This window comes from Desulfitobacterium sp. LBE, from assembly GCF_007830365.1.
GTDB classification, from domain to species: domain Bacteria; phylum Bacillota; class Desulfitobacteriia; order Desulfitobacteriales; family Desulfitobacteriaceae; genus Desulfitobacterium; species Desulfitobacterium hafniense.
This window is the reverse complement of sequence record NZ_VLKD01000001.1, coordinates 4,328,286-4,355,144: the sequence shown is the minus strand read 5'-3', so window position 1 is coordinate 4,355,144 and position 26,859 is coordinate 4,328,286. Positions and strand designations below refer to the sequence as shown.

22 protein-coding genes and 2 pseudogenes are annotated in these 26,859 nt (G+C 38.8%); 1 reads left to right on the top strand and 23 read right to left on the bottom strand.

The window, feature by feature from the left end:
* Positions 1–354: 354 nt before the first annotated feature.
* The 10 genes and pseudogenes from DESLBE_RS20475 to DESLBE_RS20430 all read right to left on the bottom strand — a co-directional run bounded on the left by DESLBE_RS20475 (position 355) and on the right by DESLBE_RS20430 (position 9,845).
* Positions 355–1,218, bottom strand: coding sequence for a DUF4422 domain-containing protein (locus DESLBE_RS20475; protein ID WP_243131361.1), 864 nt, complete (start codon positions 1,216–1,218; stop codon positions 355–357).
* Between the two features lie 127 nt (positions 1,219–1,345).
* Positions 1,346–2,740 carry a sugar transferase gene (locus tag DESLBE_RS20470; protein ID WP_144678102.1) on the bottom strand — a complete coding sequence of 465 codons (1,395 nt, stop codon included), beginning with the start codon at positions 2,738–2,740 and terminating at the stop codon, positions 1,346–1,348.
* Positions 2,741–3,132: 392 nt separating this feature from the next.
* Positions 3,133–3,960 (bottom strand): CpsB/CapC family capsule biosynthesis tyrosine phosphatase, encoded by an 828-nt coding sequence (locus DESLBE_RS20465; RefSeq protein WP_144678101.1) that lies wholly within the window; start codon positions 3,958–3,960, stop codon positions 3,133–3,135.
* A gap of 17 nt (positions 3,961–3,977) precedes the next feature.
* Entirely contained in the window at positions 3,978–4,670 is a 693-nt protein-coding gene (locus DESLBE_RS20460; RefSeq protein ID WP_282433892.1) for a CpsD/CapB family tyrosine-protein kinase, read from the bottom strand.
* 14 nt (positions 4,671–4,684) lie between these two features.
* Complete coding sequence (locus tag DESLBE_RS20455; protein WP_144678099.1) at positions 4,685–5,380, bottom strand: Wzz/FepE/Etk N-terminal domain-containing protein; 696 nt, start codon at positions 5,378–5,380, stop codon at positions 4,685–4,687.
* A 159-nt stretch (positions 5,381–5,539) separates the two neighbouring features.
* Positions 5,540–8,161, bottom strand: coding sequence for a cell wall-binding repeat-containing protein (locus DESLBE_RS20450; protein WP_144678098.1), 2,622 nt, complete (start codon positions 8,159–8,161; stop codon positions 5,540–5,542).
* A 323-nt stretch (positions 8,162–8,484) separates the two neighbouring features.
* Positions 8,485–8,658, bottom strand: a pseudogene (locus tag DESLBE_RS20445) (IS66 family insertion sequence element accessory protein TnpB); the annotation flags it as partial.
* 154 nt (positions 8,659–8,812) lie between these two features.
* A complete protein-coding gene (locus tag DESLBE_RS20440; RefSeq protein ID WP_144678097.1) occupies positions 8,813–9,139 on the bottom strand; it encodes an EamA family transporter in 327 nt (108 codons plus the stop codon).
* Positions 9,136–9,477 carry an EamA family transporter gene (locus DESLBE_RS20435; RefSeq protein ID WP_172625468.1) on the bottom strand — a complete coding sequence of 114 codons (342 nt, stop codon included), beginning with the start codon at positions 9,475–9,477 and terminating at the stop codon, positions 9,136–9,138. Before DESLBE_RS20435 ends, DESLBE_RS20440 begins: the two co-directional genes overlap by 4 nt.
* A gap of 5 nt (positions 9,478–9,482) precedes the next feature.
* Positions 9,483–9,845, bottom strand: a complete 363-nt coding sequence (locus tag DESLBE_RS20430; protein WP_194239733.1) for a hypothetical protein — start codon at positions 9,843–9,845, stop codon at positions 9,483–9,485.
* Positions 9,846–9,967: 122 nt separating this feature from the next.
* On the opposite strand from DESLBE_RS20430, the pseudogene DESLBE_RS20425 reads away from it, so the two are divergent.
* A pseudogene (locus DESLBE_RS20425) lies at positions 9,968–11,529 on the top strand (IS3 family transposase).
* A gap of 31 nt (positions 11,530–11,560) precedes the next feature.
* Here the strand turns inward: DESLBE_RS20425 and DESLBE_RS20420 are convergent.
* From DESLBE_RS20420 to DESLBE_RS20360, 13 genes are all read right to left on the bottom strand, one after another.
* Positions 11,561–12,118, bottom strand: coding sequence for a glycosyltransferase (locus tag DESLBE_RS20420; protein ID WP_144678096.1), 558 nt, complete (start codon positions 12,116–12,118; stop codon positions 11,561–11,563).
* On the bottom strand, positions 12,108–13,235 hold the full coding sequence (locus tag DESLBE_RS20415; protein WP_144678095.1) for an FAD-dependent oxidoreductase: 1,128 nt from the start codon (positions 13,233–13,235) through the stop codon (positions 12,108–12,110). The genes DESLBE_RS20420 and DESLBE_RS20415 overlap by 11 nt, the downstream gene beginning before the upstream one ends.
* A gap of 29 nt (positions 13,236–13,264) precedes the next feature.
* Positions 13,265–14,059 (bottom strand): glycosyltransferase family 2 protein, encoded by a 795-nt coding sequence (locus DESLBE_RS20410; protein WP_144678094.1) that lies wholly within the window; start codon positions 14,057–14,059, stop codon positions 13,265–13,267.
* Positions 14,056–14,844, bottom strand: coding sequence for a TIM barrel protein (locus DESLBE_RS20405; RefSeq protein ID WP_144678093.1), 789 nt, complete (start codon positions 14,842–14,844; stop codon positions 14,056–14,058). The genes DESLBE_RS20410 and DESLBE_RS20405 overlap by 4 nt, the downstream gene beginning before the upstream one ends.
* The gene (locus DESLBE_RS20400; protein ID WP_144678092.1) at positions 14,845–15,774 is read right to left on the bottom strand and encodes an NAD-dependent epimerase/dehydratase family protein; all 930 of its coding nucleotides are present in this window, start codon (positions 15,772–15,774) and stop codon (positions 14,845–14,847) included. It lies immediately after the preceding gene.
* 111 nt (positions 15,775–15,885) lie between these two features.
* Complete coding sequence (locus DESLBE_RS20395; protein ID WP_144678091.1) at positions 15,886–17,967, bottom strand: hypothetical protein; 2,082 nt, start codon at positions 17,965–17,967, stop codon at positions 15,886–15,888.
* A gap of 170 nt (positions 17,968–18,137) precedes the next feature.
* A complete protein-coding gene (locus DESLBE_RS20390; RefSeq protein WP_144678090.1) occupies positions 18,138–18,869 on the bottom strand; it encodes a hypothetical protein in 732 nt (243 codons plus the stop codon).
* Entirely contained in the window at positions 18,863–20,023 is a 1,161-nt protein-coding gene (locus DESLBE_RS20385; protein ID WP_144678089.1) for an acyltransferase, read from the bottom strand. The genes DESLBE_RS20390 and DESLBE_RS20385 overlap by 7 nt, the downstream gene beginning before the upstream one ends.
* Positions 20,024–20,354: 331 nt before the next feature.
* Positions 20,355–21,203 (bottom strand): NAD(P)-dependent oxidoreductase, encoded by an 849-nt coding sequence (locus DESLBE_RS20380; protein WP_144678088.1) that lies wholly within the window; start codon positions 21,201–21,203, stop codon positions 20,355–20,357.
* Complete coding sequence (locus DESLBE_RS20375) at positions 21,203–21,913, bottom strand: sugar phosphate nucleotidyltransferase (protein ID WP_144678087.1); 711 nt, start codon at positions 21,911–21,913, stop codon at positions 21,203–21,205. Before DESLBE_RS20375 ends, DESLBE_RS20380 begins: the two co-directional genes overlap by 1 nt.
* Positions 21,906–22,901: an NAD-dependent 4,6-dehydratase LegB gene (locus DESLBE_RS20370; RefSeq protein WP_202980550.1), complete on the bottom strand. Its 996-nt coding sequence runs from the start codon at positions 22,899–22,901 to the stop codon at positions 21,906–21,908. The genes DESLBE_RS20375 and DESLBE_RS20370 overlap by 8 nt, the downstream gene beginning before the upstream one ends.
* Positions 22,902–22,944: 43 nt before the next feature.
* Positions 22,945–24,441: an FkbM family methyltransferase gene (locus DESLBE_RS20365; protein ID WP_144678086.1), complete on the bottom strand. Its 1,497-nt coding sequence runs from the start codon at positions 24,439–24,441 to the stop codon at positions 22,945–22,947.
* A 15-nt stretch (positions 24,442–24,456) separates the two neighbouring features.
* Positions 24,457–26,844, bottom strand: a complete 2,388-nt coding sequence (locus DESLBE_RS20360; RefSeq protein ID WP_144678085.1) for a glycosyltransferase — start codon at positions 26,842–26,844, stop codon at positions 24,457–24,459.
* Positions 26,845–26,859 lie beyond the last annotated feature (15 nt).

The window sequence follows — 26,859 nt, the reverse complement described above, 5'->3', positions numbered from 1 at the left end:
GGAGCCTTTGTCTCTTTGATGGATAATAGGTGCCTCACCTCGTTATTTTTCGGCGGGAATCTTGGTTACAAAAAGCAAACAGCTGCTACAGCCTATTCAAGGAGATGGAGAACGGCAAAAACCCTTATAGCGTACTAAAGAAGATGCCGAGCAAGCCCCATTCCCTTGCGAAGTGGTCAGGTACCTTTTCAACGCCGACTGCCGGATTCGCTGTTGCGAGCAGTTGATCCATATCTATTTTGGCACGGTAAACAAGCGTTTTTTCAAGTCCTTATTGATAAATTTGACCCATGATCTTTGGAACTCGGGTTATGGAGTTGGAAATACTATTGTAGAACTGCATCACTCTTGATTTTAAAATCTTTCATTTCTCTTTACAACCCCCATTTTCCTAGCTAAAAACATCCCGCCCTTATGCAACCAATTCTGCCTCTCCATAAAAGCGACAGGCACTTCCGCATAATTAATCTTATTTCTTTCTACCCAAATATCAAGAAACATTTCGCTGATGCGCCCATAGACTCGCTTCTCAAACGCTGACCACATCGAAATATCAATTTCTTTTTCCAACTTAAAAAGAATATCAAAAATCCAAGCACAATAGGCATCATACTTATCCTTTTTCATAATAAACATGTTGAACATATGGGCCCAAGTCCTTTTCATTACCTTATCACAGAAAAAAGCATAATCAGGATAATCCCTTTTAAGTATATCTATAGCTTTATCTATTCCCATACGCTCATGCCCATGTATGTAATGGCTATAATTGGTTTCTATATAATAATTTCTTTTTTCAGGCAACACTACATCCGTTTTATGCAACAGGCGCTCTAGTATTTCTCGACTTAGAATGTTGTCCCATTTGTCAGAACTGCGCCCAATTATAAAGTGCCGTCTGTAATGAGCCAACCCTATATAATCGGCTTGAAGGTTTTTCCAAGCCCAGTAAAGAGCGGTAAGTTCGCAGAAACAGGGATTTTTAGCGGAGATATTATAGCCTATGTCATCACTTTGAATTCCAATGTTTAATTCCTTGCCGGCTCTGCCAACATGAATGGGGAGATAAATATCATCGGCCGGCATACGGTACTGCTTATGCGTAGCGATTAAGATTTTTATATCTTTTTGGGTTGGGGTATTAGAAACCCATTGGGTACCATCTGTTGCGGGTGCCTCCCAATGGCTCGAACCTTCAATATTCAGTTCTCTTGTCACTTGTTCACGCCTCCTCGCCAAATCACTCTCTTATCGTTCCCCCAATGAAGAATGCTTTTCATTCACACTATCTGACTCCGCATTCTCTCTCCAAAAATAATCCATCCTGTAATTTAACCTCCCCGCCCTAACTTGCCCCCTTCCTCATCAGCACCGCCGGCACTGTCTTCGCCAATATCTCCACATCCAACCACAACGACCACTTATCCACATACTCTGCATCCATCTCCATCCATTGTTCAAAGTCTATCTCATTTCGGCCACTGATTTGCCAGATGCAGGTGATCCCTGGTTTGACTGCCAGGCGTTTGCGGTGTTTGGGGTCATAGAGGTTGACCTCACTGGGCAGGGGTGGCCTGGGGCCTACCAGGCTCATATCTCCTCTGAGCACATTCCAGAGTTGAGGTAACTCGTCCAGACTGGTTCTTCTTAAGAATCCGCCCACCGGAGTGATGCGGGGATCATTTTTGATTTTAAATACCGGACCAGTCATCTCATTAAGGTGGGTCAACTTTTCTTTTTGCTTTTCAGCATCCTGGACCATGGAGCGGAATTTATACATCTTGAACACCCTGCCGTTAAGCCCTACCCGTTCCTGAGCGAAAATCACAGAACCTTTAGATGTGAACCTGATCGCTAAGGCGATGAGGCCCAGCAAAGGGCTGATGAGCAGTAGACCTATGGCTGTCATCCAAAAATCAAAAAGGCGTTTGCCAGCTTCTTGCCAGGGCCTCCTAGGATAGCTATCATAAGCCACCATAGGCAAGCCGCCAAAATCCACGGGTCTGCTACGTGCCACCTTGGATACAGTCTCATCCAGCATGATCACCACATTTTTACCCATGGTATTGACCAATTCAAGACATTCTTTTATTCCTTCGTCAGATATGGAAGCTGTAACTACGACTATATCTATGATCTTTTGTTTTAATACGGTTTCCAGCATCCCGTAATCGCCCAGATAATGCAGATTCGCACCGTTTCTCTCCGGTGCCAGATACCCGATCACTCTATAACCCAGCTGAGGGTTCTTATGTACTTTGTCAAGGAACTGTTTAGCAGCAGGACCGCTTCCCAGTAAGAGGGCATACCGAGTGTTGCGGCCGGATTTCCGCATCCCTTGCAGAATGACTCTGATGAGTATATGAACACTGAAGGTAAGCAGAAGAACGGTCGCCTCGTAATAGAATACAAAGCGATTGTTAATGAAGCGGGGGTTATATAAGCTGAGCAACACAAGAGCTATGGCGAAAGCCAAAAAGTGAGCCTTAGTGAGTTGTATTAGTTCACGCCGCAAGGACATGAACCTTCTAGAACCATATACTCTATAAGCATTGGCGCTGAGTATCCATAGAAGGATATAGATAAAAAAGAACAAAAAATAACTCAGCGGAATATCCAGATCAGTGAATACCCCCTTAGCCTCATAGAGATTGATGATAAGATAAAAACTCAGCCCCATAAGAGAGATATCCATTAATTCAGACAGTTGATCCAATACTCCCCCATTTTCCCTTAACATTCGATCGCTACCTTTCTGTTCCGGTTATCAGAAGTAATCAGCTTTGATTACTCCTTTACTAAAGAATTAAGACTTGGATCCTCACCCAAGCCTTAAAGCAAAATGCACAATAGAACATTCAGGCAATTATATGGATGCAATTCAAGCTGATCTCAAAAAATATCACACTTTTCGTTTTAATCTTTAATCTGTCCATCTACTAAAAAAGGGCCAAAGCCCTAATAAGCCCTAATAAGCCCTATAGGACTTTAGCCCCTCTATAATATATTTAATTTTCTACACAAATGTCTTATTTCCTTTTATTATAGCACAAAATTATTTCGACATTTTTCTCTATGAAACTACAAAAATTTATACAATATCCGATTTTATTCTTTCCTAAAACTTTTCTTTTAGATATTATAGGGCTTTTTTCTTTTCAAGAGATTGCCGGTCAACAGATTATTCCAAAATCCGGATTTTTTTGTCCTATTATATTGTGTGAGCCAATACTCACGCAGGTGTTCCAACCTCTCTCCCGCAAGAACCTGATTGGGTAGGTTGATGGTAATATCTTCATAGGCATCTTTTCCTATAGCATCCAGCAATATGCTCAAGGTGTTCTGATAGGCATTCTCCTGCATAACCCGATGGGCATCAGAGCCAATGCAATGAATCAGCCTGTTTTCCAAGAGCAGCTGAGCACACTGGCTCGCCTTTTCTCCATACCGGCCATCCAGGCTGCGCAAATTCAACTGAAGAAGGACCCCTTTGTTGGCCCATTCCACTAACCGCAGGGGTGTATCGGCCAATTCTTTATTCCGTTCCGGATGAGCGAGGATGGGAGTGATTCCCATGACCTGCAGTTCAAAAAATACTTTCTCGGTATATAAGGGAACATCAAGCATAGGTAACTCTACAAGGAGAAATTTTTTCATATTGCCCAGAGTCATAATCTTATCTTCTTTCACCCAGCGAGGCAGCTCGGGAAAGATATAGCATTCTGCTCCTGGTAGAATTTTTAGCTTAAGTCCAGCTTCTTCAATGGCCTGATTAACCATCCGGGTTCCCTCAAGTATCTCCTGGCAAGTGAGGTAATTCCTGCCTTCCAAGACATGAGGGGTTGCGACCACCGTCTCAAATCCTGCCCGGCCAAGCTGCTGCGCTATCAACAGCGATTCGCTCAGATCCGGTGCTCCATCATCCACACCTGGAATAATATGGCAATGCAAGTCGATCATTAAGCTCACTTCACAATCTAAATTGATTGGGACCGATTCTCACCATGATAGTAATAGTAATAATAATGCTCCTTGGTCTTTAACTCCACTTTGTTTATGACTGTGCCGATGATTTTAGCTCCGACCTTTTCCAACTGTTCTTTTGCCCTTAAGGCATATTCCTGCTTCACTTCTCCTGCAGCCAGGATAAGAACCACGCCATCTACGCTTTGGGCAAGAACTGAGGAATCTGTTACAGCGATGGTGGGAGGAGAATCGATCAAGACGATATCATAAGCCTTGGCTGCATCAAAAAGAAGCTGTTTCATTTTTTTAGATCCTAAAAGCTCTGCAGGATTCGGAGGAATAGGTCCTGCCGGAAGAAGCTCCAAGCCTTCGGTAAAGGTTTTAACACTATGGGTCAAACTATGGATCTCCTCCACAAGAGTTGTGGATAAGCCATGAGTATTAGGGACATTAAAAATCTTATGCTGTGTAGGGTTGCGCAGGTCTCCGTCGATGATGAGAACACTTTTTCCGGATTGAGCGATGCTTACCGCCAAATTAGCGACGGTTGAAGATTTGCCTTCTCCGGGTCCAGCACTGGTAAACAGAATCTTTTTGATTACATTATCCACATTGGCAAATTGAATATTAGTGCGCAGAGTTCTATATGCCTCTGAAACAGCGGATTTTGGATTAGCTAAAGTCTCAACACTATAACGACGCAAAACAATCTTCCTTCCTAGGCTTTATCTGTCTCATATATAGGAATCTCCCCCAGGACAGGGAGACCTAAAATCTTTTCTACATCTTTGGCGTTTTTGATGGTGTTGTCCAAGAACTCAAGCAGCAAAGCCAAGCCCACTGATACTACGAGTCCTACAGCAAAGGCGATCAAAATATTCTGGGTTTTCTTGGGTTTTACCGGCTGGTTCGGAGAAACCGCCCTATCAACAATACTCACACTGTCTACCTTTTTTATATTAATGACCGACTCAGAAAACTTCTCAGCCATGGTATTAGCGATTGCAGCAGCCAGTAAGGGATCTTTATCCTGTACGGAAATGGCCAAAATCTCCGTGTTCTTAACCGATTCCACGGTAATCTTCTTATCTAACTCTTCCTTTGTATATTGGAGATTCAGCTTATTAATCACATTTTCTTCAACCGTTCTGCTTTTAGCAATCTCACTGTAAGTGAGAGCCAATTGTTTGTTGGCCTGCAAGACACTATTGTCTAAAAGCTGTGAGGCTTGTTGTTCCTCAGATGCCTTTTTCCCTACGATTAAAGTCGTAGATGCCTTATAAACGGGATCAAGAATAAAAAAGCTCACGATCCCGCTAGTTAGTGCGGCAATAAGAGGGATAATCACTACAATTATCCAGCGTTTTTTTATAGCTTCCCATAGCTCAATCAGATCTATTTCTTGCTCTTCCATAGTGGCCCCCCTATTGCAGATCTTTCCAATTAATCATTATTCGCCAAGAAATGACTAAATCCTGCTCTATCTGCTTTTTATAAGTACAATTAAATAAGGCTCTCCTTGACAAGCCAATGAGAGCCTTATCCACTTTAAAGTCTTCGGGTTGAAATGAAACTATCCTTGTACAAAAGTTACTGTGTACTCGTTATTTCCAGCTCCGCCAAAAGTAATAGTTTTATCAACAAGCTGGCTTAGCTTTACCGCATTAAAAGCTTCATTGGATGCAATACCAATTAGGGCTTTAAGTTGTTCCGCTGACAGAGCACCACCCGTATAATTTATTTCATCGATGGCCAAAGCGGCAACAACTTGCGCAAAGTTAAAATTCCCGCCTTGGGTAATAGTACCCAAGGTAACGGTGCCTTGGCCAGGTTTGATTGTGACCTTAACTTGCTTTTGGGCTTCCTTTTCTATAACCATCCACTGGTTCTCGATTCTAGATGTGTTTAGATTCGCACCCAGATCAATGGTTACCGTTATCGTACTGCTATCAGTATAACCTGATTTCTGGAGTTTTCCTGTGATTACAACACTATCAGCACCAAAAGCCATCCGAAAGGCACCTAATGACACACCATTGTTATTTGTATCTAAACCGCCCATCAATGTGTCCATAGCTACGGTTCCATCCGCACTAACAGTTGCTTTGATGCTCTTGCCGAATTCGAGCCAATTCACATCTCTTGATTTTATAGACGTAATTACAAGTTCCGGACTCGCTTCATTGGCTACAATTTTTAGAGCTGTGATTCTTTTAGTGTCATCCGTTTCTCCACTTAGATCAAAACTAAAGGAATTTGAGCCCGTATTTGTCTTGGTTTGCGTAATCCCACCTAAAATTCCTACCGAAGTTACAGAGAGCTGCGTTTGGGTACCGCCGCCACCAACGGGGCCACCGCCACCTGCCGGAGGAGGAGTGGTTGGGGTGGATGGAGGTGCCGTTGGGGTGGTTGGGGTGGTTTGATTATTCACTTTTCCGCCGCCGCCAACTTTAGTCGCGGTATTGCCGGCTTCCAGCTTGTCGATCTTGGCTGTGGGCGGAACGATAATGGTGGCGTCAGCTTTTGTTTCCATAGACTCAACTATAGCGTTATCTGCCAGAGAAACATTGGCCTGTCTAGTGATTTCTACCGTTTTAAAGCTGCCATCCAAGGTTACTTTCTCAGCCGCATCTTTTGTGGCGATGACGACGGAAGGAACAACGGCATTGGCTGCGGCTTTAAGAGTAACCTGACCTTCTACTACAACGGGTTCTGTAAAGGTTCCTCTAAGTTCTACTATGGCATCTTTACCTGGTTCTGTCACAATAAGGACTTCGCCCAGTTTTCCGCCGTTGGCATCAAGAATGGCATAAGATGTAACCAGAGTGCTGCCAATAGTGGTCGTTCCTGAAGCTTCGACTCTTGTTTGGGTATCGCTGGATACGATCAGCGTTCCGGCTGTGGAATTAGAGATATGTATACTGTCTTTACCGCCGGATACAACGACGATTTTATCCGCTTTGACCCCGTTCAGAGTAGCTGTACCTGTGGAGCCTGGATCAATAAAAACAGTACCGGCAACGGTTACATTGTCTAAAGTAGCATTATTCCCTTGGATAGAGACGCTGTAATTGACTTTAGTATTTTTTACGGTTACATTATCTGCATTAATTTTCACTACATCAGAGACTACATCAAGGTTCGCGGCATCAGAGGAACCTTTAACTGCATTATCCTCAGCATAAACGGTAGCGGAGCTCAGTGCTGTCAACACATTGCTTCCGACTACTTTTTCGCCACCCAAAACGATTAATTTATTCGGAAGAAGGTTCAATTTGACAAAATCCTTTGCTTGGTCGTTGAGTGTACCGTCAATGAGGACGATGGGGGATTTGCTTAATGCGGCATAAGGAGAACCTGCCAAGGAGTCTACTAGGTGGTTATCATTGCCATTTGCCACAAACACTTGACCCGGCTTAAGGTCGCCGATAAAGGCTTTGATGATCTCCTGACCGGTTTCGTAACGGGTCGCTCCGCCAATACGAGCTGCATTGGGAAACATGGATTTGACTTTATCGCTCACTGCGCCGCTACCACCTATGACATAGGTTTTAGCGACTTTAGCTTTAATGCTGTCAACATAAGCTTTGACATCGGCATTCAGATCCTCGGAATCTGTAAGTAAAATAGGCATACCTTGGGCTGCGGCGATGGAGGCCACAGACAGAGCATCGGCATTTTTCCAGGCCGTAGTAACGACAAGTTCATTTTTTCCGGTCAACTCTTTGGCGATATTAAGAGCCGTTTCAAAACGATCCTTACCGCCTACCGATTTTACGGTGATTCCCATTCCCGCCAACTCATCCAAAACGGATTTTTCGATGACTCCGCTGCCGCTGGTTACATAGACCGTTTTGACATTCAGTCTGGCCAATTCTTGTCTGGCATAGCTATTCAGAGCTTTTCCTTCAGTCAATAGGATTGGGGCATTTTTTTCTTTGGCCAAAGGGGCTGCTGTTAAGGCATCAACCAAATTGGCATCCATGCCTGCAGCTAAAACAGCGTAGTCGGAGAACTCCCATCCTTGTTGGGCAATTTTAGCCGCTGTCTCGTAACGGTTTTCCCCGCTCAGCCTTAAAGCCCCTTCAGTCGTTGAGTCCGTAGATGCTATAGCAAGTGCCGGTGAAAAAAGAGTAGTTGCTGCAAATGCTAAAGCCATACAACCCGACAACCATTTTTGTCTGGTTTTACTCATTTTGCTACCTCCTTAAATATTGGGCATATTGGCATTATTTATAAGAACTTTCGCCATATAGTAAATTATTCCTGCTTAAAATAAAAATTTTTACTTTCACCCATTTTAAGATAATATCTGGTATCATTGAATATTTCGGCGCATGGGCCTTTATCAGAAAAAGAGAGCTACCTTCACGGGAAATGAGAGCCATGAGCCACAAGGCTGTGGGCACTGTGGACAACAATACCTGGTGAGGGATCTTCGTTCGTGGGGCCGAAGTCGACGGTAGGGGTGGAAAGCGTGAGTGGGACAATGGGATGCTCTCCTTGCTGAATGGACGGAAGGGCCTCGCAGGCTGCTTGACGGATCCGTTTCAACCAATAGAAATAACTACTCTGACGAATGTTATGCTCCTTACACTAGGCTGTGACGGTTTGGCCGCTGCTCCGGCACTCCTGGATACGTTTAACCCATTGATTCAAGCGGTAGTGCTGAGTGACTTGCCGGGTATTCAACTTCAATTCCTCCTTTGGAGTTCTTCAAGTTGACTAAAAAAACTCTAACTTAGAGGAGATTGTCTCACTGTTTTCAAAGAGTTTCTATACACCAACTTATTGCGCACCTACCATAAACGTTTCTCGACACGCCCTCTTTTGGCTTAACTTTTCCTCATAATGCAACAAGCATGGCTCCTAAGACAATAAATATTACTCCAAAAACCTTTTTGAAAGATATCCTCTCCTTTAAAAAAACGTAGGAAATCACCATCGTCCAAATATAGGTTATTGATGTTAGTGGCAAAACCACAGAATAAGGTAGAATTCGTAGTAAATAAATATTAATAAGTGCGGACAAAAAGTATAATATACCACCATAGTAAAAAAAGTTATTTTTCAGTAATACACTATATTCTTTGTTATCGGAGGCTTTTTTTAAGCAAAAGGCAGCAAAAGAGCCCATCATCGTCATAATAATTAATAATATTACATTGCTCATTCCACGTCACTGCCTCCAATTAAGATAACACCGACAATAATAATAACTATTCCCAAAAACTGAAATGGAGCAATCGTCTCTCCAAGAACTGCCGATGCTAGTATAACAGTAAACGCGTAATTCATACTCAACATAGGTTGCAAAACTGATAGGCTCCCATAGCGGTACGCAACTAGCATCACCAGTGCCCCTATCACGTACAATACAAACCCTAAAAGAATCAATGTAACACCCTGCTCCCCAGATAACTTCCAGAAAAGCTGCCCAAAACACACGCAGAGCGAAGAAAGGAACATTAAAAGAATACCCTTTTTATTTTTCTTGAAAGACTCTTTCATAGGACTCACTTCGTAATCTTTTCGATAGATTCAATCAGATACTCTTTACGCTTAAAGACTAATTCTACCAGTACAGAAAGGTATTTAATCACAATGGCAAGCAATAAAAAGACTCCGAAAAAGCCGCCTGAAAGTAGCAGCATTGTTGTTGTCCAGCCAGCAACCGGTCGATTTTGTCCAAAAAAAACTATACAGGTATATATACCTGATGAAATGGTAAATAGAAGCAAAAGTATACTTAGACTAATAGATATTTTATACGCTACATCTGTAAATAAAATCAGACTGCTGCTAGCTACATCTAGACGCTTATCACTTACTTGTCTGTTATAGTTTATGTTGGGAAAACTTTTCGCTTTATAAAGCAAAGTATCTATCCTTAAACCACAGTTAGCATATAGAGCTTTGCGGTATCCCCCTATGTTAGCATAGTTGTCATAGGCCTCCGAGAGAAGTATAGTGAGTTAAGAGAACTCGGAGGAGGAGAACAATGGCAAAGTATAGCGATGAATTTAAGCATTCAATTATGTTAAAGATGATGCCACCACAGAATCAATCCGTCAGTGCAATTGCAAGGGAAACTGGTTTATCAGAAGCCACCCTGCATGTGTGGAGAAGACAAGCTAGAGCCAAGGGTATGGCTGTTCCCGGCGGGGAACAGGAAGTTGAGCGTTGGAGCACTCAAGATAAGTTCCTGATTGTCATGGAGACTGCTCTCCTTAGTGAAGTGGAAATGGCTGAGTACTGCCGGGGCAAAGGGCTATATGTTGAACAGGTTCAAGCTTGGCGTGATGCCTGTATGCAGGCCAATGGAGGAGTTGCCCAAGAAGCGTCACGTCTTCAGAAAGATCTGCGAGAGAGAGAACGAGAGATTAAGAAATTGGAGCAGGAGCTTCGTCGTAAGGAATCAGCTCTTGCGGAGACTGCAGCCTTGTTAGTTCTAAGAAAAAAGGCAAATGCGATTTGGGGGGACAGCGAGGACGCTTGATCAGCGCCTCGGATCGCAAAAAGGCCATCATGCTGATTAAAGAAGCCACTCAGGCCGGTGCCAGAGAAACGATGGCTTGCAATGAATTGGGGATAAGTCGACGCACTTTACAACGTTGGAGAAGTGAAACAACTCCTCTAGAGGATCAACGACCTTTTGTCAAGCGGCCTTCTCCGCGGAATAAGCTAACTCAAGAAGAAACCCGAGAAATTGTCTCTGTTGTGAATCAACCGGAATATCAGAGTCTTCCACCCAGTCAGATTGTTCCAATGCTCGCAGATCAAGGAATCTACATAGCATCCGAATCGACATTCTACCGCACCTTAAGGCATCATAATCTCCAGCATCATCGGGGTCGTAGTAAAGCTCCCATTAGTAAACCTATTTCAACTCATTGTGCTACTGGACCAAATCAGGTCTGGATGTGGGATATAACATGGTTACCCGGTCCTGCTAGAGGCATTTACTTCTATCTTTATTTAATTCTGGATTTGTTTAGCCGCAAAATCGTTGCGTGGGATATCTGGGTGGAAGAATCCGCTGAAAACGCGAGTCAATTGGTGCGGCGTGCCGCCTTGTCAGAGCAACGTTCCGTGCCGTTAAAGCCGCTTATTCTCCATTCTGACAATGGGAGTCCAATGAAAGGAGCCTCCCTATTAGAGACCTTGTATCAACTTGGGATCACTCCCTCAAGGAGCCGTCCTCGGGTGAGTAATGATAATCCCTACGCAGAATCTATTTTCAAAACCTGCAAGTATCGGCCGAATTATCCTTCAGCAGGATTTGCTGATTTGACCCAGGCAAGAACATGGGTATTCGATTTTGTGCGGTGGTATAACCTCGAACATAGACATAGTGGTCTGAAGTTCTTAACACCGCATCAACGACACACTGGAATGGACCAAACTATTCTCGAAAGGCGACATAAACTCTATGAAGCAGCTAAGGCGGCCCATCCGGAGCGCTGGTCGCGTGATGTTCGCAATTGGAGTTTGAAGCAAGAGGTATGGCTCAATCCAGAGAGTATTAAACCTGAAAATATTAAGGAGAAGAAATTCCCTTAACTTATATGTGAATCTTGGGGTTTAGCGACAACTATGTTGACAAACACCGGTATGGATTAGTTTTACTGATGGCATTCACTCTGTTTATAGCACGACGGGATAGAATACGGAATGCCTCGCTACGTAGTTTATATGGGCTACCCGAATATTTATTATATAGTTGGTAGAATAACTTAGATGTTAGCCTTCGCATTTTTTCAGGCGCTGCAGTTACTATATCAAAGCCTTTTAAAGCATGAAAATAAACCTTCATAATTAATTCTTCATCATATTCCATACTAAGGGTATCAAATTCATATACAAAATCACCGATTGATAAGTCAACTCCTGCATTCATAGAAAGCTCAATCCCCTGATAAACGCTCATATTTACAATGCTAATCATTGTGTTGTCAACCGTATTAGCAAAGGCACGGATTTCCCTAACGCTTTCGTCTTTGGAGCAATCATTCACACAAATAATTTCAAACTTCTTAAAGTTTTCAGTCAAAACCTTGTGAAGCTTAGGCAAAAAATTAGACACTTTATACCCATTATCATGGATATAAAGTACTGCAGAAATAAAATTGCTTTCTATATTACTTACCATTTTTCAACACCTCATCTAAGTCATATACAGTATTTATCTTGCCCGATAGCACACTAATAAAGGTTGGATCCTTAGTAAATTCTTTTATAACCGTTGGTCGTGAATCGTCTATCTCCGAGGCCATTAATATAGGTTTCATGGAAAAGAGTGAGCCGACATATGAAAATTCATACTCATCCTTAATATATTTGCGAGCGAGATTTGACATATAATCCCACGCACTTTGCGGTTTTTCAAAACAATTATTACAATTTCCTAGTTGAATAGGCGAGCAATAGCCGTTGCTCTTCTTTTGACACTCAAAGGAGGGGACGCTGTTATAGCTTGTCACATGTGGCGTGAATGTTACCGACGTAAGAGAGTGATACTCGGTTTTCCCAAACGGCATAATAGAAAAAAACGGGCCATCCATCACAGTCAATCCGACATTTTTTAAGTTATCACTAACAGTACACAGAATAATCTCGCACAACTCATATTTAATCTTAAATGGCTCTAATCCTAATAAATTAGATACTTGATTTACCGAAGCATATGTCGCATTAAGAACAAAATCGCTCCGGTATATTTCTCCATCCTTTAAAACCACTTGATAATGCGTACTTTTTTGCTCTATACTTTTGATCTTAGCACTGAAGCAAATTTCAACATTTAAATGTTTAGCGATTTCTGTTAGAAAAAATTCTTTTAGAACCTGTGCATCATAAGCATATTCCTGAGTAAGAAAAGTGCCGTCACACATATCATCATTAAAAAACATCGTTGGTGAAACGTCTGAACATAGAATATTTGAATCCTTACAAAACTTCCGAAACTGCTCAGCGTTTGACCATGAAAAATTGGTAGAAGTAGAATATATCTGATCAAACTTCGAGTTTATGCAGAAGCCATAATCTTGACAAAACCGTTCGAAGTAGTGGGCCGATTTTATTGCTGTGGAGTAGGAACGCGGATAATGATACCCCATATGCACACGTGCTTGATTAATATATGTCGCACGACTAAACGCTCCATCGTCGATTTCTAAAACAATTACCTTTTCTCCTCGTTTTCCGCAGTACAACGCAGAATATAAACCATATAGTCCAGCACCAATAATAATTTTATCGTAGGTCAACTCATGTCCTCCTTATTTACCTTTGTATATCACTTAGGTTGATACTCTCCCTTCAAATTTTTCAATAAAATACTGAAGAGATCAAAATTTCCTTTAAAAAAGCTAATCTTTGTCGGTATTTTCCCTTCTTTGGGATAAGCTCTGGTTACAGGGATCTCACAGACCTTTAGTCCCAGTTGCGAAGCTCTAACGGAAAGATAAGCAAGTAATTCATAGGTCATAAAAACATCTCGAAATGGCTGCACTTCAGGATGCTTCAAATATTTTCTTGAATGAGCACGGTAGGCGTTTGTCGTATCCGTAAAGTAATACTTTGCAGTGAAAGAAATAATAGGAGCGTGTATGAGACGTACTGATAAATGACGTATTAAGGGGGTGTTCACTGCATGTCCTCCTTTAATATACCGTGAACCTTGAATAAAGTCGTACCCTTGTTCCAGCTTTTCAAGAAACTTAGGAATATCTTCGATACTATCTTTGTTATTACCATCAATAGTAACAATTCCGTCATAGCCACGCTGAAGTGCCCACCACATTCCCATACGAAGTTGTGCCCCCTGCTTGCCCTTACCATACTTGACAAGCAGGCTGTTGACACCTAATCGTTTTAATTGTTCACTATCCGTACACCCGTCAGTAGAATTGCCATCGCAGATAATAATATCTGCGATTCTATCTATCTGATATTTTTGGGCACGCTCCAACTCTTTCCGTATACGTCTACCTTCATTAATAATTGGAATACAAACGCAATATTTTGTTTTTTTCGGCGCATACTCTTTGCATTCAAAATCCGGTACACCAGTGACTCCTTTATAAATCATGCAAACACCTCTTTAACATAATTTATAACATCCTTTAAAAGAACTAAGTTATCCTGCTTACCCATTTCTATCGACACGAAACCCTGATAATTTTTCTTTTTTAAAATCTCTGCCAACTGGTTATGCAATTTTCTTTTTTCAATAACTACTAAATTGGGCTCACTAATATGAATATGGTTTACTAAATGAATATTTTCCTCAATCGGTTCTAGACTCTCCTGATTATGAAGAATTGTGCCAAAATCTATATTCACCTTAAACCCTTCGCTATTCACATCTCTAGTAAAGCTAAATGCCTCCTGCGTAGTATTAATAAAATTTGTGCCATATATCACAGGATTTGCCTCAATGGAAAGAACCGTATGATGATTTTTTGCGTATTCTCCAAGTTCCAAAAAGAAAGAGCCTGCCATATCTATATCTTTTTCCATTGTATAAGATCTGTTTCTGGGACAGCCGAACACTAGATTACTACATTCTATTGCTTCCGCAAAATCGATGGCTTTTTTGGTATAGTCAATTAGGATTCTACGTTCTTCATTACTTCCAAAAATATTTTCGTTTCTTCCGTACCAAATTGATTGCATCGATGGAATTATTAAACCAAAAACTTTGAACAACTCATCAGCAAATTTCCTCGCAGAGGCGATATTTTCATAAGGTCCTTGTGGGAATATACGTGTTGGAGCGATCTCCAAGCCTGTAAGCTCTTCAACTTTCAGGTAAGAGTACATATCACTGTCTTGAGCATTTGACCATGCAATGTTTGATATTGATATGTTCATCTATTCACAACTTTCTTGTTCTTTAACAAATTGTTTAATGTCACTCATTATATATTCCTTATTAAATATATACCCTCTTCCCCCACCAAAAATTTCTGCATACTTTGTCTTGAAATCATATTTCGGCACAATTTGGTTAATCTCATTAACAAATTCCGTTCCTTTGATCATCTTATACAATCCAGAAATCTTTATCGGCTCTGTGGCAAGATTTAATTTTTTAATATTATGCTTTAGTGCAATTTGAATATGCTCCCATAAGAACTCTAGATTATAGAATTGAAACGAACCTCGACTGTCGGTAAAATTAATAGCACTAAATCCAATATCAATGAAATATTGTTTAGCTTTTAATCGTTGCTCGCTAGACACCTTATTGAATTTATAAAAACCATTATCTTGCTTTAAATAAAACGCTTTTATATGGTTATCTTTACTACATAATTCCTCGAATTTTTCCTTTGTCAACATCGAAGGTATAATATTGATTAAGTCATAAATAAAGTTCTTCTTAATATTTTTTCCGTACAGCCCAGGCAACCGAATTATTAATTCATCAAACTCAGAATCCTCAACCATTTTTTCAAGATAATAGCGATTCAGGCCATAGGGATGAAGATTTTCTATTTCAATAGAATCATCCTCGTTTACTTCAACTGGATTTTTATACACGTCAATAGTTGAAATCAACACAAGTCTTTTGGGGTTTATTCTCCGAATATTCTCAAAGGCTTCTTTTATAGTATTATAATCTTTTTCTGGTTCCTTGTTAGCTAAATACTTTTCTGCGGAAATACCAGCATAAATAAGCAAATCCGGACTAGTGCCAAATGCCTCGCTTATATTTGTTGTATTATATAATCTATTAAAATAGCCTTTTGCTGCAATATTAGAACCGACAAAACCCGTATAGCCTACTAGACTTTTCATATTACACTTCCTTCCTAAATATAAACACCTTGAAATATTTCAGATAATCGATGGCTATAAAACAACATTTCTAACTACTGATTCACAGATTATTAGATATATTTTTATCCTTTAGTTCATTATCTTAAATGTATATGGCTTATCACTAGGTATGGCAATAGGGCTTTCCAGCATAACGTGGGTCCATTCCGATGATGGAAAGAAAACATTAGTAACGGCAACAGTTATCCCGTCTGGGGTTATTATTTTCTTCCCGACTAAAGACAAATTGGCCCTATTATTCCCAGATAATAATAGAACTGTCCCATCAATATGAACACCATTGCTCCAATTGTTATCTGTTAAAGTAGCCGTTGTAATAGAATAGTCATCCGGTAAAAAAAATTGAGCAGATAGATCTATTTCTGCTTGCCACAAAATTTGTTTATTTTCAAGCTGACCAGTTTCAATTTTTCCAATCGCATAATCCGGAAGCTCTATCTTAGCAACCTTGCTACGAAATACTTGTTGCTTAATTTTTTTTGCCCCAAATAAAAAATCACTATTGACAAAACCTAATTCTGCATTATAGTTTTCTACTAATTCCGGATCACTTGGTACTATATGGAGATAAATATAGCTTTTATCATTAGTCTTACTCTCAGCAATATAATATAGGCTGTCTTTATAGTAGTAAACTTTCATTTGCCTTGATTGGCTCCAAAGAGCGCCATTCTGTGTGATCTCATTCATGTTTTCTACATTGCTTGTTCTAGTAATTGTATATACACCAACTGAAATAAATACTATTACGGATAAAATAACAAGAATTGTACTCCTTTTTTTGTAGGTCATCAAATTATGCCAAACATTTTCTCCCCGATATATTCTAATAAATAAATCGCTTATACTATAAATTATCAACGAGGTAGCGAAAATCGCAAATGGAACAAACCAAGTAATGGAGCAAATCAACTGATGAACAACTGCGTGCGGCTTTGCTAAAATAAACCACGAAAGAGGTGCAGTCCAAGCTATAAGGGTGCTGAGTGCCAGCGGATAGACCTTGCTTTTTCTAAAAGCTACAAAAGATGGATATGAGCATCCAATGATTAAGAGCATCAAGCTTACAATCACAATCAGCCCAAGCTGAGATATATCAAGTACATTTTTTATGGAAAATGCCGGCATAGCAAGCATATTATAGACAAGTTCCGTCCTAGAAACGTTGGCAGCATGTGAAATTAGATCATTTGTAGAAGTACTATCGCCTATAATACGCACAAGAATTGGTCCGAAGAACATAGAAAGCGCCTTATGAAGTGACCCAAATTCTACGCTCAGCATGATTATTTTAATGATACTTGCAGCCAAAAAAGATAACATTGCTCCTGAAATTGGATACATCCATAGCTTTATGGCCTGCTTTATGCTCATCTTCATGTAAAATGCATAGTAAAAGTATGGTATCATCATGCTGATCATGACGGTTGAAACAAATTCGAAATAAAAAAGTTGCTTGTACAGACATGTCAAAAATGCTATTATCAGCGGTAAATAATATTTCTTTTCGCTCCTTTCAAAATACTCACTTTCTATTACAAAAATAGAAAAAATAATCGGTAAAAATAGGCTCCAAGCAGCCCAATACAAATTAACACCATACATAATAAAATTAGGGGCGAAAAATGCTAGTAATATTAATGTGCCATACACAGTTAAAGTATTAGTAATCTTTTTCAGCCATAATAATAGAAAACTGACAACAATGGCTAAAAGCATAGCATTGATAAAGTATAAGATGTAAAGGACTAATTCTTTATCGCTAACTAAATAGTCAATGGCATTATAAAAAAAACGATGAAAAGTCAAATTTGAATAATAGTTTGCATATTGCTCTTGTGCATAGCTATGATTATTCAGATAGTTTTCTTTAATTTCATCCCATACCCCGGTTGAACCATCCAGAAACTTCATATCTGGGTTAATTACTTTTTGAAATTGACTATCATTTTCCCACGTATTATGATAAAGCAAATCTGCAATCATAATGCCATCGGAGTAAAAATCGAAACGCTCCACTCCTCTATTAGTAGTTCTTAATGCTAAGTTCTGGAACAGGCATAAAGTCAGCAAAACAATGCTGATAATCATAAAAATAATACTTTTCCTATTAAAAAAACCTTTTTGTTCTTCCTGTTCTTCCTTTATCATTTAGGCTTACAATCTCCCTTAATCTTAATTATAACACTCATCAGCTTATTCGAATGTAATACTAGTTAAAACTCCCTCTATTTTCTGATCCAGGGCAAAATCACTAGTAGGTTGCACAAAATTATATATTTATCTTGATTGTTAGCGCACCAAAATATGTAAAGATTTGATTATTTTATTATCTCAATAGTATTTGGGTAACCAAATGTGGATAAATCAGATTTTGCTGGACATATGACATGAATCCATTGATTATCAGAAGTAACGTTCATTACATCTATAATTGATCCCCCTGCTTTTAATTGTTTTGCGCCTTTTAAAGCCCATAAGTTTTTAGGATTGTTATATAGCAATAAGATATCACTGACGTTGTTAACTCCATCAGTCCAGTTCTTGTCTGTGAAATTTGCTAATGTAATGGAGGAAATTTCGTCAAAAACTGTTTGAAAGTTGATATTAGCACTCCACTTTTTTTCGCCATTAAGCAATTGCCCTGTAACAATGCTTCGAATCGCATACGAACTAGGTGCGTCTACTCTTATCATTTTATAACTACTCCAGAATGGTAATGGGACTTCTTTGTCGTTCATATCAAAATCGAGGGTTTCAAAGTCAATATCACCCATAGCTTCCGGTAGATCCTCCTTGTCATAAGGAAACACATGCAAAAAGAAGTCCTTTGGGCCAATATGCGATTTATCTAAAATATAATAAAACATGTTATTGCTAAAATAAATGCTATTATGTTTATCGTCTTCGTAGAGCTGTGTTGAATTATTGATTATAGCAATAAGCAAATCAAAATTCCCCCTATGAACTCTAGTAAGCGCTATTACGCTAACAATTTGTAAAAAAACTATCATTAAAGTGATTACTTTCCGCGTTTTTAAGGTATTCAACATTTTACTTGCTCCTTATGATTCAGGCCTCTTATCTCTTTCAGGCCAAGGGCAATAATTATTGCTACAATTATCACGCCAACTGTTCTTAAAAGTAGAAATAGCAGAATTCCACTTTTATATTGTAAAATAAAAAAATCATTCAAAATTGAAATGGCAAACAAAATAAAATAATTTAAAGGATCATGAAAAAGGTAAATATCCATACTATATTTGTCTAAAATAGAAACGACCTTACTACAATTAAAAAATTGCCACTGAGAAAGCAACAATGAGATCACATATGTGACAAGGATTCCCAAAAAGGTTAACAATGTTTTCATAATAAAAACTGCACCAGTCGAAAAAATTGTAAAATTATCAATTCTGTCTGCATACATTGTAAGGAAATTTATTATAGCGAATGACCAAATTGTACTACTGACACTTATAGTAGGATATCTTATTATAATGTCATTCACTTTTAATCTGTACTTCTCAAATAGGAAGCCGATATAAAACCAAAATAGATATCTAAACACATTTATAAAGCAGGGGAGTGGGACTAATAATTTATCATTTAAAAAAAATAATAAGAAAATAGTTATTGCTCCAACCCAAAAGTTATATTTTATAATAAATTTTTCGATAATGAAAAAAGTGATAAACACATAAAAAAGTGTTGTTAAAAACCATAGATGTCCACTATCTCGTCCTAATATTAAACCATACCATATTGCATCTATAATTTTTGTATTTGAATAATAACCAGAAATAAATTTGACAGGAATTAAAAACAAAAGACCCGCTATAAGATAAGGATAAAGTAGTCGTTTAACCTTAGATAATAAAAAGGGATAGAAAGCAATCGTATATTCTTTTTTGAAATTGCTGACATAGTAGAGACATCCCGACAAAAAGAAAAATAGTGGCATATGGAACTTATAGATAATATATTGTGCATAACAAAAAAAGTTATAAAGTCTGCTAAGTAGAATTCCCTCAGGAACAATGTATTCCACTCCACCAAGACTTCCTTCGATAACAAAATAAGTACTATGTCCTAAAACAACCATAATTGTTGCCAGGACCCTTAATATTTTATATTCATCTATAAATTTCTTCCGCGAATTTATAAGTACTGACACATCTATCTGTGACAAAGCACTTGATGCCATCCCAACCGTACTCCTCGCCAAAAATGCACCCAACTTTCCGTCAAAAAGTTTTGAATGCTATGTTTTTAATTCGTAAATAGGTACACTTTTAAGCAATCTCGTATAAACATTTATCTCTCTTCATAAATTATGCGGCTAAGAAATTGCTATCTGCTCTGTGACAAAATTTAGTTTTCTAGTATTGTTATCTAATGCAAGCTAACTATATTCCCGCAAAAATTCCACATTGCAAACTAAACGGAGTTCTGCTGTTAGTGGAATTCGGCACATCTAATCCAGCCGGCTTTATCTTCCTTCATTAAAATCCCGCATAACCACAAAATTTTTCATACTACTTCTCCTCATACCATGCTCTTAATCCCTCTAGCAGCGTAAATCTTGGAACAAATCCCAAATCGGCGTGTATGCTTGAAATGTCAGCAATACAGTCTGAGATCTCCGAAAAACGCTTTTCATTTGTAGAACGATAGGGCTTAGAAATTCCTGCCGCCTGAAAAGTACTTAAAATCACATCTTCAACACTAGTTGAAGTACCGCTTCCCACATTATAAAAGGCCAAAAGCTTTGTTGCATTCAACGTAGCAATTAGCGCGTCTATTACATCGTCAATGTAAACATAATCACGCTTTGGTTCTAAATCCATTATCGAAATTTCTTTGACACTATCATTCACTACTTGGGAATAAATCTTAGGCACAAGGAATGCCTCACTCTGCCCCTTTCCATATACATTAAAGGGACGCAACACAGTTACTCTGACACCAAATTTTTCGCTATAAAAGGCACAGATTTCCTCACAAGTAATCTTACTTTTATGATACGGTGATACCGCGACAACGGGATGCTTCTCATCCACTGGTAGGTATTTGGGTTCCCCATAGACATAAGTACTCATCATAGTGATCGAACAATTATTGTTACGGCAGAATTCCAATGCGGTTATAGTACCCATAATATTTGTTCTAAAATAGTCATGAGTATTGTCCCAACTACCAGGTACAAAGGTCCTTGCAGCCAGGTGATATACATGTTCTATGTCGTTAAAGGAATCAAGCGCATTTTTCTCAGTGATATCACCATTCTTGCTGGTATGGCTCATTACCTCATGCCCTTTAGCTTCAAGAGTTCGTGTGAGATGGCTGCCGATAAAGCCATTTGCACCTGTAACTAAAATACGCATTAGATAAAATATCCTTTCTTTTCATCAAAATCATCCGTTGCTTTTTGATAATCCTCTGGGCGTCCGATATCTAACCAATAACCAGTAAACACATCAACTCTTACCTTTTCATTGCTCTCAATCAGTTTTAACATTAATGTATCAAATCCAAAATATTCATCCTTAGGGATATACTTTAACACATCCCTCGAAACAGCATATATTCCCATACTGACAGTGTATTGAAGCTTAGGTTTTTCTTCAAACCCAGTAAGAAGGTTATTATCATCTAAATTTAATACTCCATAATCTACATTATGTTCTCTTCGAAAGGCAGATATTGTATAAATACTTTTCCTTTTTATATGATTATCTAATAAAACTCCATAGTCTAAGTCAGTTAAGATATCACCATTCATAACAATAAAATTATCAGGCAAGTTTGTTATATTTTTAAGCGGCCCCATAGTTCCTAGTGGTTTATTTTCCAAAGAATATTCAATGTTCACTCCCCATTTATCTCCAGTCCCAAAGTAGGTCTTGATTAGATCTGCTTGGTGGTTAACAGTGATAATAACTCTTTTAAATCCTTTTTTAGAAAGTTGTCTAATAATTATTTCTAAAATAGGATAATCTCCTACAGGTACTAATGGTTTAGGCATTGTAATCGTATATGGCCGTAACCTTGTTCCTTTTCCACCTGCTAATATTACAGCACATCTTTCAGACATTATAAATCCCTGCCTTATATTTATTGAGATTGCCACTATTTACAAACCAATCAATGGTCTTTTTTAATCCTTCATCAATACTATATTTAGGTATAAAGCCCGTTAGTTTATTAATTTTGGTGTTATCGCACCATAGGCGGAAAACCTCGCTGTTCTTGGGGCGAATACGGTTCTCATCACAAATTATCTGAGCATCACTGCCCATAATATCACGAATTTTATTTAGAGTGTCAAGAACACTAATTTCATAATTAGACCCTATATTGACAATTTCGCCATTAACATTATCGCTGTTACCTAGCAAGCAGAGCCCCAAACAGGTATCGACCACATAATTAAAATCACGCGTTGGGGTCCCATCTCCAATCTTTATATTCTTCATTCCTGAGGCAATCTGAGTAATCACCGTCGGTATTACTGCTCTTGCTGACTGACGAGGGCCATAGGTATTGAATGGACGGGCTATAGTCACATCTAGGTCAAAAGCATTGTGAAAGCTCATAGCTATAGAATCGGCACCAATTTTACTTGCACTGTAAGGAGATTGCGGCTGTAATGGATGATTTTCATCAATCGGTACATACTTCGCTGTACCATAAACCTCGCTGGTGGAGATCTGTACAACCTTAGAAACATTATTAGAAATTGCCGCTTGGCAAATATTTAGAGCTCCCTTGATATTGGTATCCACATAACTTTCAGGGGCCACATAGGAATAGGGAATTGCAATGAGTGCTGCAAGATTAAAAATGATATCCTGTCCTTTTGATATTGTATTACAGTATGCAGAGTCACGCACGTCACCGCAAACAACCTCAACTTCATTGAGATAGTCAATGTCCTCCAACCAACCCCAATTATTGAAAGAATTGTATTGAGAAAGAGCTTTTACTTTCGCCCCTTCTTCAACTAACATCTCTGTCAAATGGGAACCGATAAACCCGTCTGCACCTGTCACTAAAATGTTCTTACCTGTAAACATGGCCATTTGAACTCTCCTCGCTCAATTTAATAATTCATTAAATTTAATCCTATTCTTTGGTCTTCTCAACTACTTTTTTATACCATGGTTTACTTATTTCTTCGTTTAAATGGAATTGTAGTTTTTTCGTTTCATTAATCAAGACACCAATAGTTTGTTCTTGCTTGGCAATCGTCTCACGATATTTAACAAGTTCTTCGTCACAAGTTTTTACCTTATCAATAAAGAATTTCTTGGCTTCCTCCAATTGGTTTGTCCAATCTTGTAATTCCTTAATTGCATTATCCTTATTCTTAAGTTGTTCTTCTAAGTAGCTTTTTCCCTCACTCAATTGTCGCGACCAGTCTTGTAATTCCGTAATGGCATTATCCCTATTTTTAAGTTGTTCTTCTAAGTAGTTCTTTCCCTCGCTCAATTGTTGCGACCAGTCTTGCAATTCACTAATAACTAAAAGCTGCTTAAAGTTACTTCTTTGATAATTTTCAACTTGCTTTAATAAATGAGCTTTAACTTTCAAGAGATTAAGATTCTCCGTACTTTCTAAATCATTAATGAGCCGACGACACGCAAGCTCGGTACTAGGTGATAACGAGATAACATGATTTACCGATATATCTTTGTAATTATTTGGAATTGCATAACAAACAGTCTCATCAGCATTAGTTTGATGATGTCTAATAAGCAAACTATAATTTGGATTCATTTCCGCAATCATAATAGGTATTTCCCATAAATCACTCGGCAAATGATAAACACAGATTGCGAGCATAGGAGTATCATTTTTTATATGTTGCTCTGCACCCTTTAAAGCAGCCTTTTCACTACCTTCAATATCCATCTTAATAAAACTCACGGGCTCACTAATATCTTCATCTAAACAAACTGCTTGAACAGTAATATCCCCCAAATCGTTTGCTTTAGAGCTACCTCTGACATTAACACTAAATTTTAGTGTGCCATTCTTGTCAGCTACAGCCGCCTGCCTTACCTTAATATTATTTACCTGTAATGTTTGAATATTTTTAACGCAATCCTGATAATAACTCTCTATTGGCTCATATAGATATATCCTTTTATATGACGGACAATGAAGCATAAATTTAGCCGTTGTATAACCGTCTAGTCCTCCGCAATCAACATACACACAATCTTCTTTAAATAGCGTCACACTTGGATCAAAATATTGTTCACTATCATATGAATAAGCATCTAAAATATACTTCTCTCGTCGCGTTAATCGATATGCCAAAATATTAAAAAGCACATCTTTTGATCTCTTATCCCCTAACAGCTGATAAAGATTTTGAATTTCCATTAGGTTTTCTTTTATATCAGTAACTTCTGAATGAATAGTATCACCTAGGATAATTGTATATTTGCCTTCAGTTAGTTTATTCAACTGAAAAATCAATTTATGAATATCATGAGAGTCATCAATCTCGCCTTGGTACATGATTATTTGATTTCTCAAAATAGGAAATAACATATCTTCGACTGAATGCTCATTAACATGTTGACATAGCTCATTAAAGGTTTTAAAATTCATCGTTATTCCTTCCTTCTACTTAGGACGTAAAACATCTCTAAATCCTCGAAGGATTTTACCAATAAAGGTATAATCCATGAAACGCCGATACCTTTCAACTAGCTTCCAACTTCGCATTTGGTATACTTCCTGCAGTATTAATTCTGCTTGAGAGCGTTCAAAATCATTACTAATTCTTCCTGATAGCTCCGGAGCAGGACTCACCGCAGTCTCTAATTGACATTTTTTTGCACATTCCTGTGCGTATAGACCTCGATACCATTCTCTTGCATTCCAAATTTCTGATGCCTCTAATTCCTTATTGTCATATGCTATATATAATGTTAAATAATCCTCTACAATATTCTTAAGAGACATTATGGTCTTAGAAAACTCCGCCCTCTTTTCCATCGCATCAGGCTGTAACAGATCAGTGAACTCTTTATCAAGTGTTTCCATTAAGCAATTCAGGGTATACCCAGCTAAAATCTTTTCTCGGCATGCTTTCCCCATTTTCACTAATTCTATCTTGTTGCTTAATAGTTCGTCAATCGCATCCACATAATCTGTAATTTCTTCCTTTGAGAAACTTCGACTGTCAAAATCTCTCGCTTCATCTTGTCGGCATGGAATAAGTCTCCCCGTTTTATCATTTACAAGCTCATACTGACTGCCTACGTCAGCACTGACTACAGGCTTGCCCATCACCATTGATTCCAGGGTGGTAATTGATAATCCTTCCTTAATCGATGTCAATAAAAACAGATCGCATATTTTATAATAAGACTTAATATCGGCTTGTTTCCCTAGGATGTAAACGGTATTTTCTAAGCCTTCCAACTTAACCTTTTGTTGAAGTTCTTCGCTCTGCGGACCGCTACCCACAACAAGAAAACAAATATCTTTGTTCCGCTTTTTTACTTCCTTGGCGACTTCCAGCATTAAAAACGGACGCTTCTCTGGGGCTATTCGACATAAATAAAGCACAACAGGCCGCTTTTCTTCAATTCCCCATTGCTTCTTAATTCCGCTACAATCCACTTTATCAGGATCAAGCTCTGTTTCATCTACACCTGTATATATTACCTGAGTCTTTGACCTATCTTTGCCATAGCGTTCTATCATGATATTGCGTGTAAATTCATTCGTTACAAAGGTTTTTTCCAAAACACCATCTACTGCCGCCGATACTCGGGGATATCCCCCGGCTCTCCAATATTGCCCTTCCGCGTGCACACAGTCAATAATAGCCAACTCGGAAAACTGTGCTCTTAACCACGGAAGAGTATAATAGCCGTAGTAACTGCTGATATTCCATAAAATTTTAACGTTTCTTGACTTTATATAATAATGAATAAAGGCACTCCAATCGTTCATATCTAGAAAAGAAGGCAGCTCGAAGATATCGTCTGCATACTGAGCAAACTGTTGCCTCCACTCACTTTCGGCAGGAACGGTTGTAATGATGCCTATTTCATACTTTTCCTTGTTAATATTCTTGATGATATCCAAATTAAACTTATCTGCCCCACCGCACTCCATATGCGGCAAAAGCATCAAGATCCTCGTCTTTTCCTCAGCAAAAGGAAGGATTCTATCCCACTCCCACTTATGTGGCCTTGCAAATTCCTTGGTACGTTTACCACCAAAAGTTACGGCCCGGATTCCATCAGGAACATCCCTTACAAGCGATTGAATACGCATTTTTAGACTTTCTTTTAACTGCTCATCTTTTTCAATCTTTGCTAGTGCACCACTATTTAAGCGTCTATACCAAAACATAACCTGTTCAATATGGGCGGGATAATGGCCCTTAGCTAAAAGCTTCAACCAAAGCTGGTAATCTTCCCACATGTTTTTTGAGTTATCATCATATAACTCTTCTTCTAAAAATATATCCTTTCGGATCGCCGATACATACGGAAGTATATTTTCTTTCTTCATGGCTTCAGAACTAAATTCTTTCTGCCACAGGTATTCCTGCTCTTCAAAGCCAAGTGAATCCGTATATGCCCATGTTACCCCAGAATTCTGTTGTAACACAAAATAGGTATATTCAATATACCTTTTATCAATCAAATCATCCGCATCCAAGAAAACGATAATATCCGTCTCACTTACCTTAATACCAAGGTTCCGTGCAGCCGCAGCACCACCATTTTCTTTACGTAGAACTTTAATTCGACTGTCTCTTTGTGCCAGACTTTCTAACAGCCTTACATCCGCTTCATTTGTACTTCCGTCATTAACAATAATCCACTCAAAATACGGAAATGTCTGGTTTAAAACGCTATTAAATGTCTGCTCAAAATATTTCCCTGCATTATAATAGGCTGTAATCACGCTAACAAGTGGCTTCTCTTTTATCTCGCCATATCGCTTCCTTAAAACTTTTCCAGGCTCTAAGCTAAAGTTAAATCCCATCTTTACCCTCCTTCC

Bases quoted from the DNA above. Each gene is read 5' to 3' on its own strand.
- DESLBE_RS20405 (WP_144678093.1), bottom strand. From the start codon at position 14,844: ATGAACATATCAATATCAAACATTGCATGGTCAAATGCTCAAGACAGT.
- DESLBE_RS20400 (WP_144678092.1), bottom strand. From the start codon at position 15,774: ATGAAAAGTCTAGTAGGCTATACGGGTTTTGTCGGTTCTAATATTGCA.
- DESLBE_RS20395 (WP_144678091.1), bottom strand. From the start codon at position 17,967: ATGATAAAGGAAGAACAGGAAGAACAAAAAGGTTTTTTTAATAGGAAA.
- DESLBE_RS20410 (WP_144678094.1), bottom strand. From the start codon at position 14,059: ATGATTTATAAAGGAGTCACTGGTGTACCGGATTTTGAATGCAAAGAG.
- DESLBE_RS20370 (WP_202980550.1), bottom strand. From the start codon at position 22,901: ATGGCCATGTTTACAGGTAAGAACATTTTAGTGACAGGTGCAGACGGG.
- DESLBE_RS20360 (WP_144678085.1), bottom strand. From the start codon at position 26,844: ATGGGATTTAACTTTAGCTTAGAGCCTGGAAAAGTTTTAAGGAAGCGA.
- DESLBE_RS20465 (WP_144678101.1), bottom strand. From the start codon at position 3,960: ATGATCGACTTGCATTGCCATATTATTCCAGGTGTGGATGATGGAGCA.
- DESLBE_RS20440 (WP_144678097.1), bottom strand. From the start codon at position 9,139: ATGAGCAATGTAATATTATTAATTATTATGACGATGATGGGCTCTTTT.
- DESLBE_RS20420 (WP_144678096.1), bottom strand. From the start codon at position 12,118: ATGGTAAGTAATATAGAAAGCAATTTTATTTCTGCAGTACTTTATATC.
- DESLBE_RS20375 (WP_144678087.1), bottom strand. From the start codon at position 21,913: ATGTCTGAAAGATGTGCTGTAATATTAGCAGGTGGAAAAGGAACAAGG.
- DESLBE_RS20385 (WP_144678089.1), bottom strand. From the start codon at position 20,023: ATGGCATCAAGTGCTTTGTCACAGATAGATGTGTCAGTACTTATAAAT.
- DESLBE_RS20390 (WP_144678090.1), bottom strand. From the start codon at position 18,869: ATGTTGAATACCTTAAAAACGCGGAAAGTAATCACTTTAATGATAGTT.
- DESLBE_RS20435 (WP_172625468.1), bottom strand. From the start codon at position 9,477: ATGAAAGAGTCTTTCAAGAAAAATAAAAAGGGTATTCTTTTAATGTTC.
- DESLBE_RS20455 (WP_144678099.1), bottom strand. From the start codon at position 5,380: ATGGAAGAGCAAGAAATAGATCTGATTGAGCTATGGGAAGCTATAAAA.
- DESLBE_RS20365 (WP_144678086.1), bottom strand. From the start codon at position 24,441: ATGAATTTTAAAACCTTTAATGAGCTATGTCAACATGTTAATGAGCAT.
- DESLBE_RS20450 (WP_144678098.1), bottom strand. From the start codon at position 8,161: ATGAGTAAAACCAGACAAAAATGGTTGTCGGGTTGTATGGCTTTAGCA.
- DESLBE_RS20380 (WP_144678088.1), bottom strand. From the start codon at position 21,203: ATGCGTATTTTAGTTACAGGTGCAAATGGCTTTATCGGCAGCCATCTC.
- DESLBE_RS20470 (WP_144678102.1), bottom strand. From the start codon at position 2,740: ATGTTAAGGGAAAATGGGGGAGTATTGGATCAACTGTCTGAATTAATG.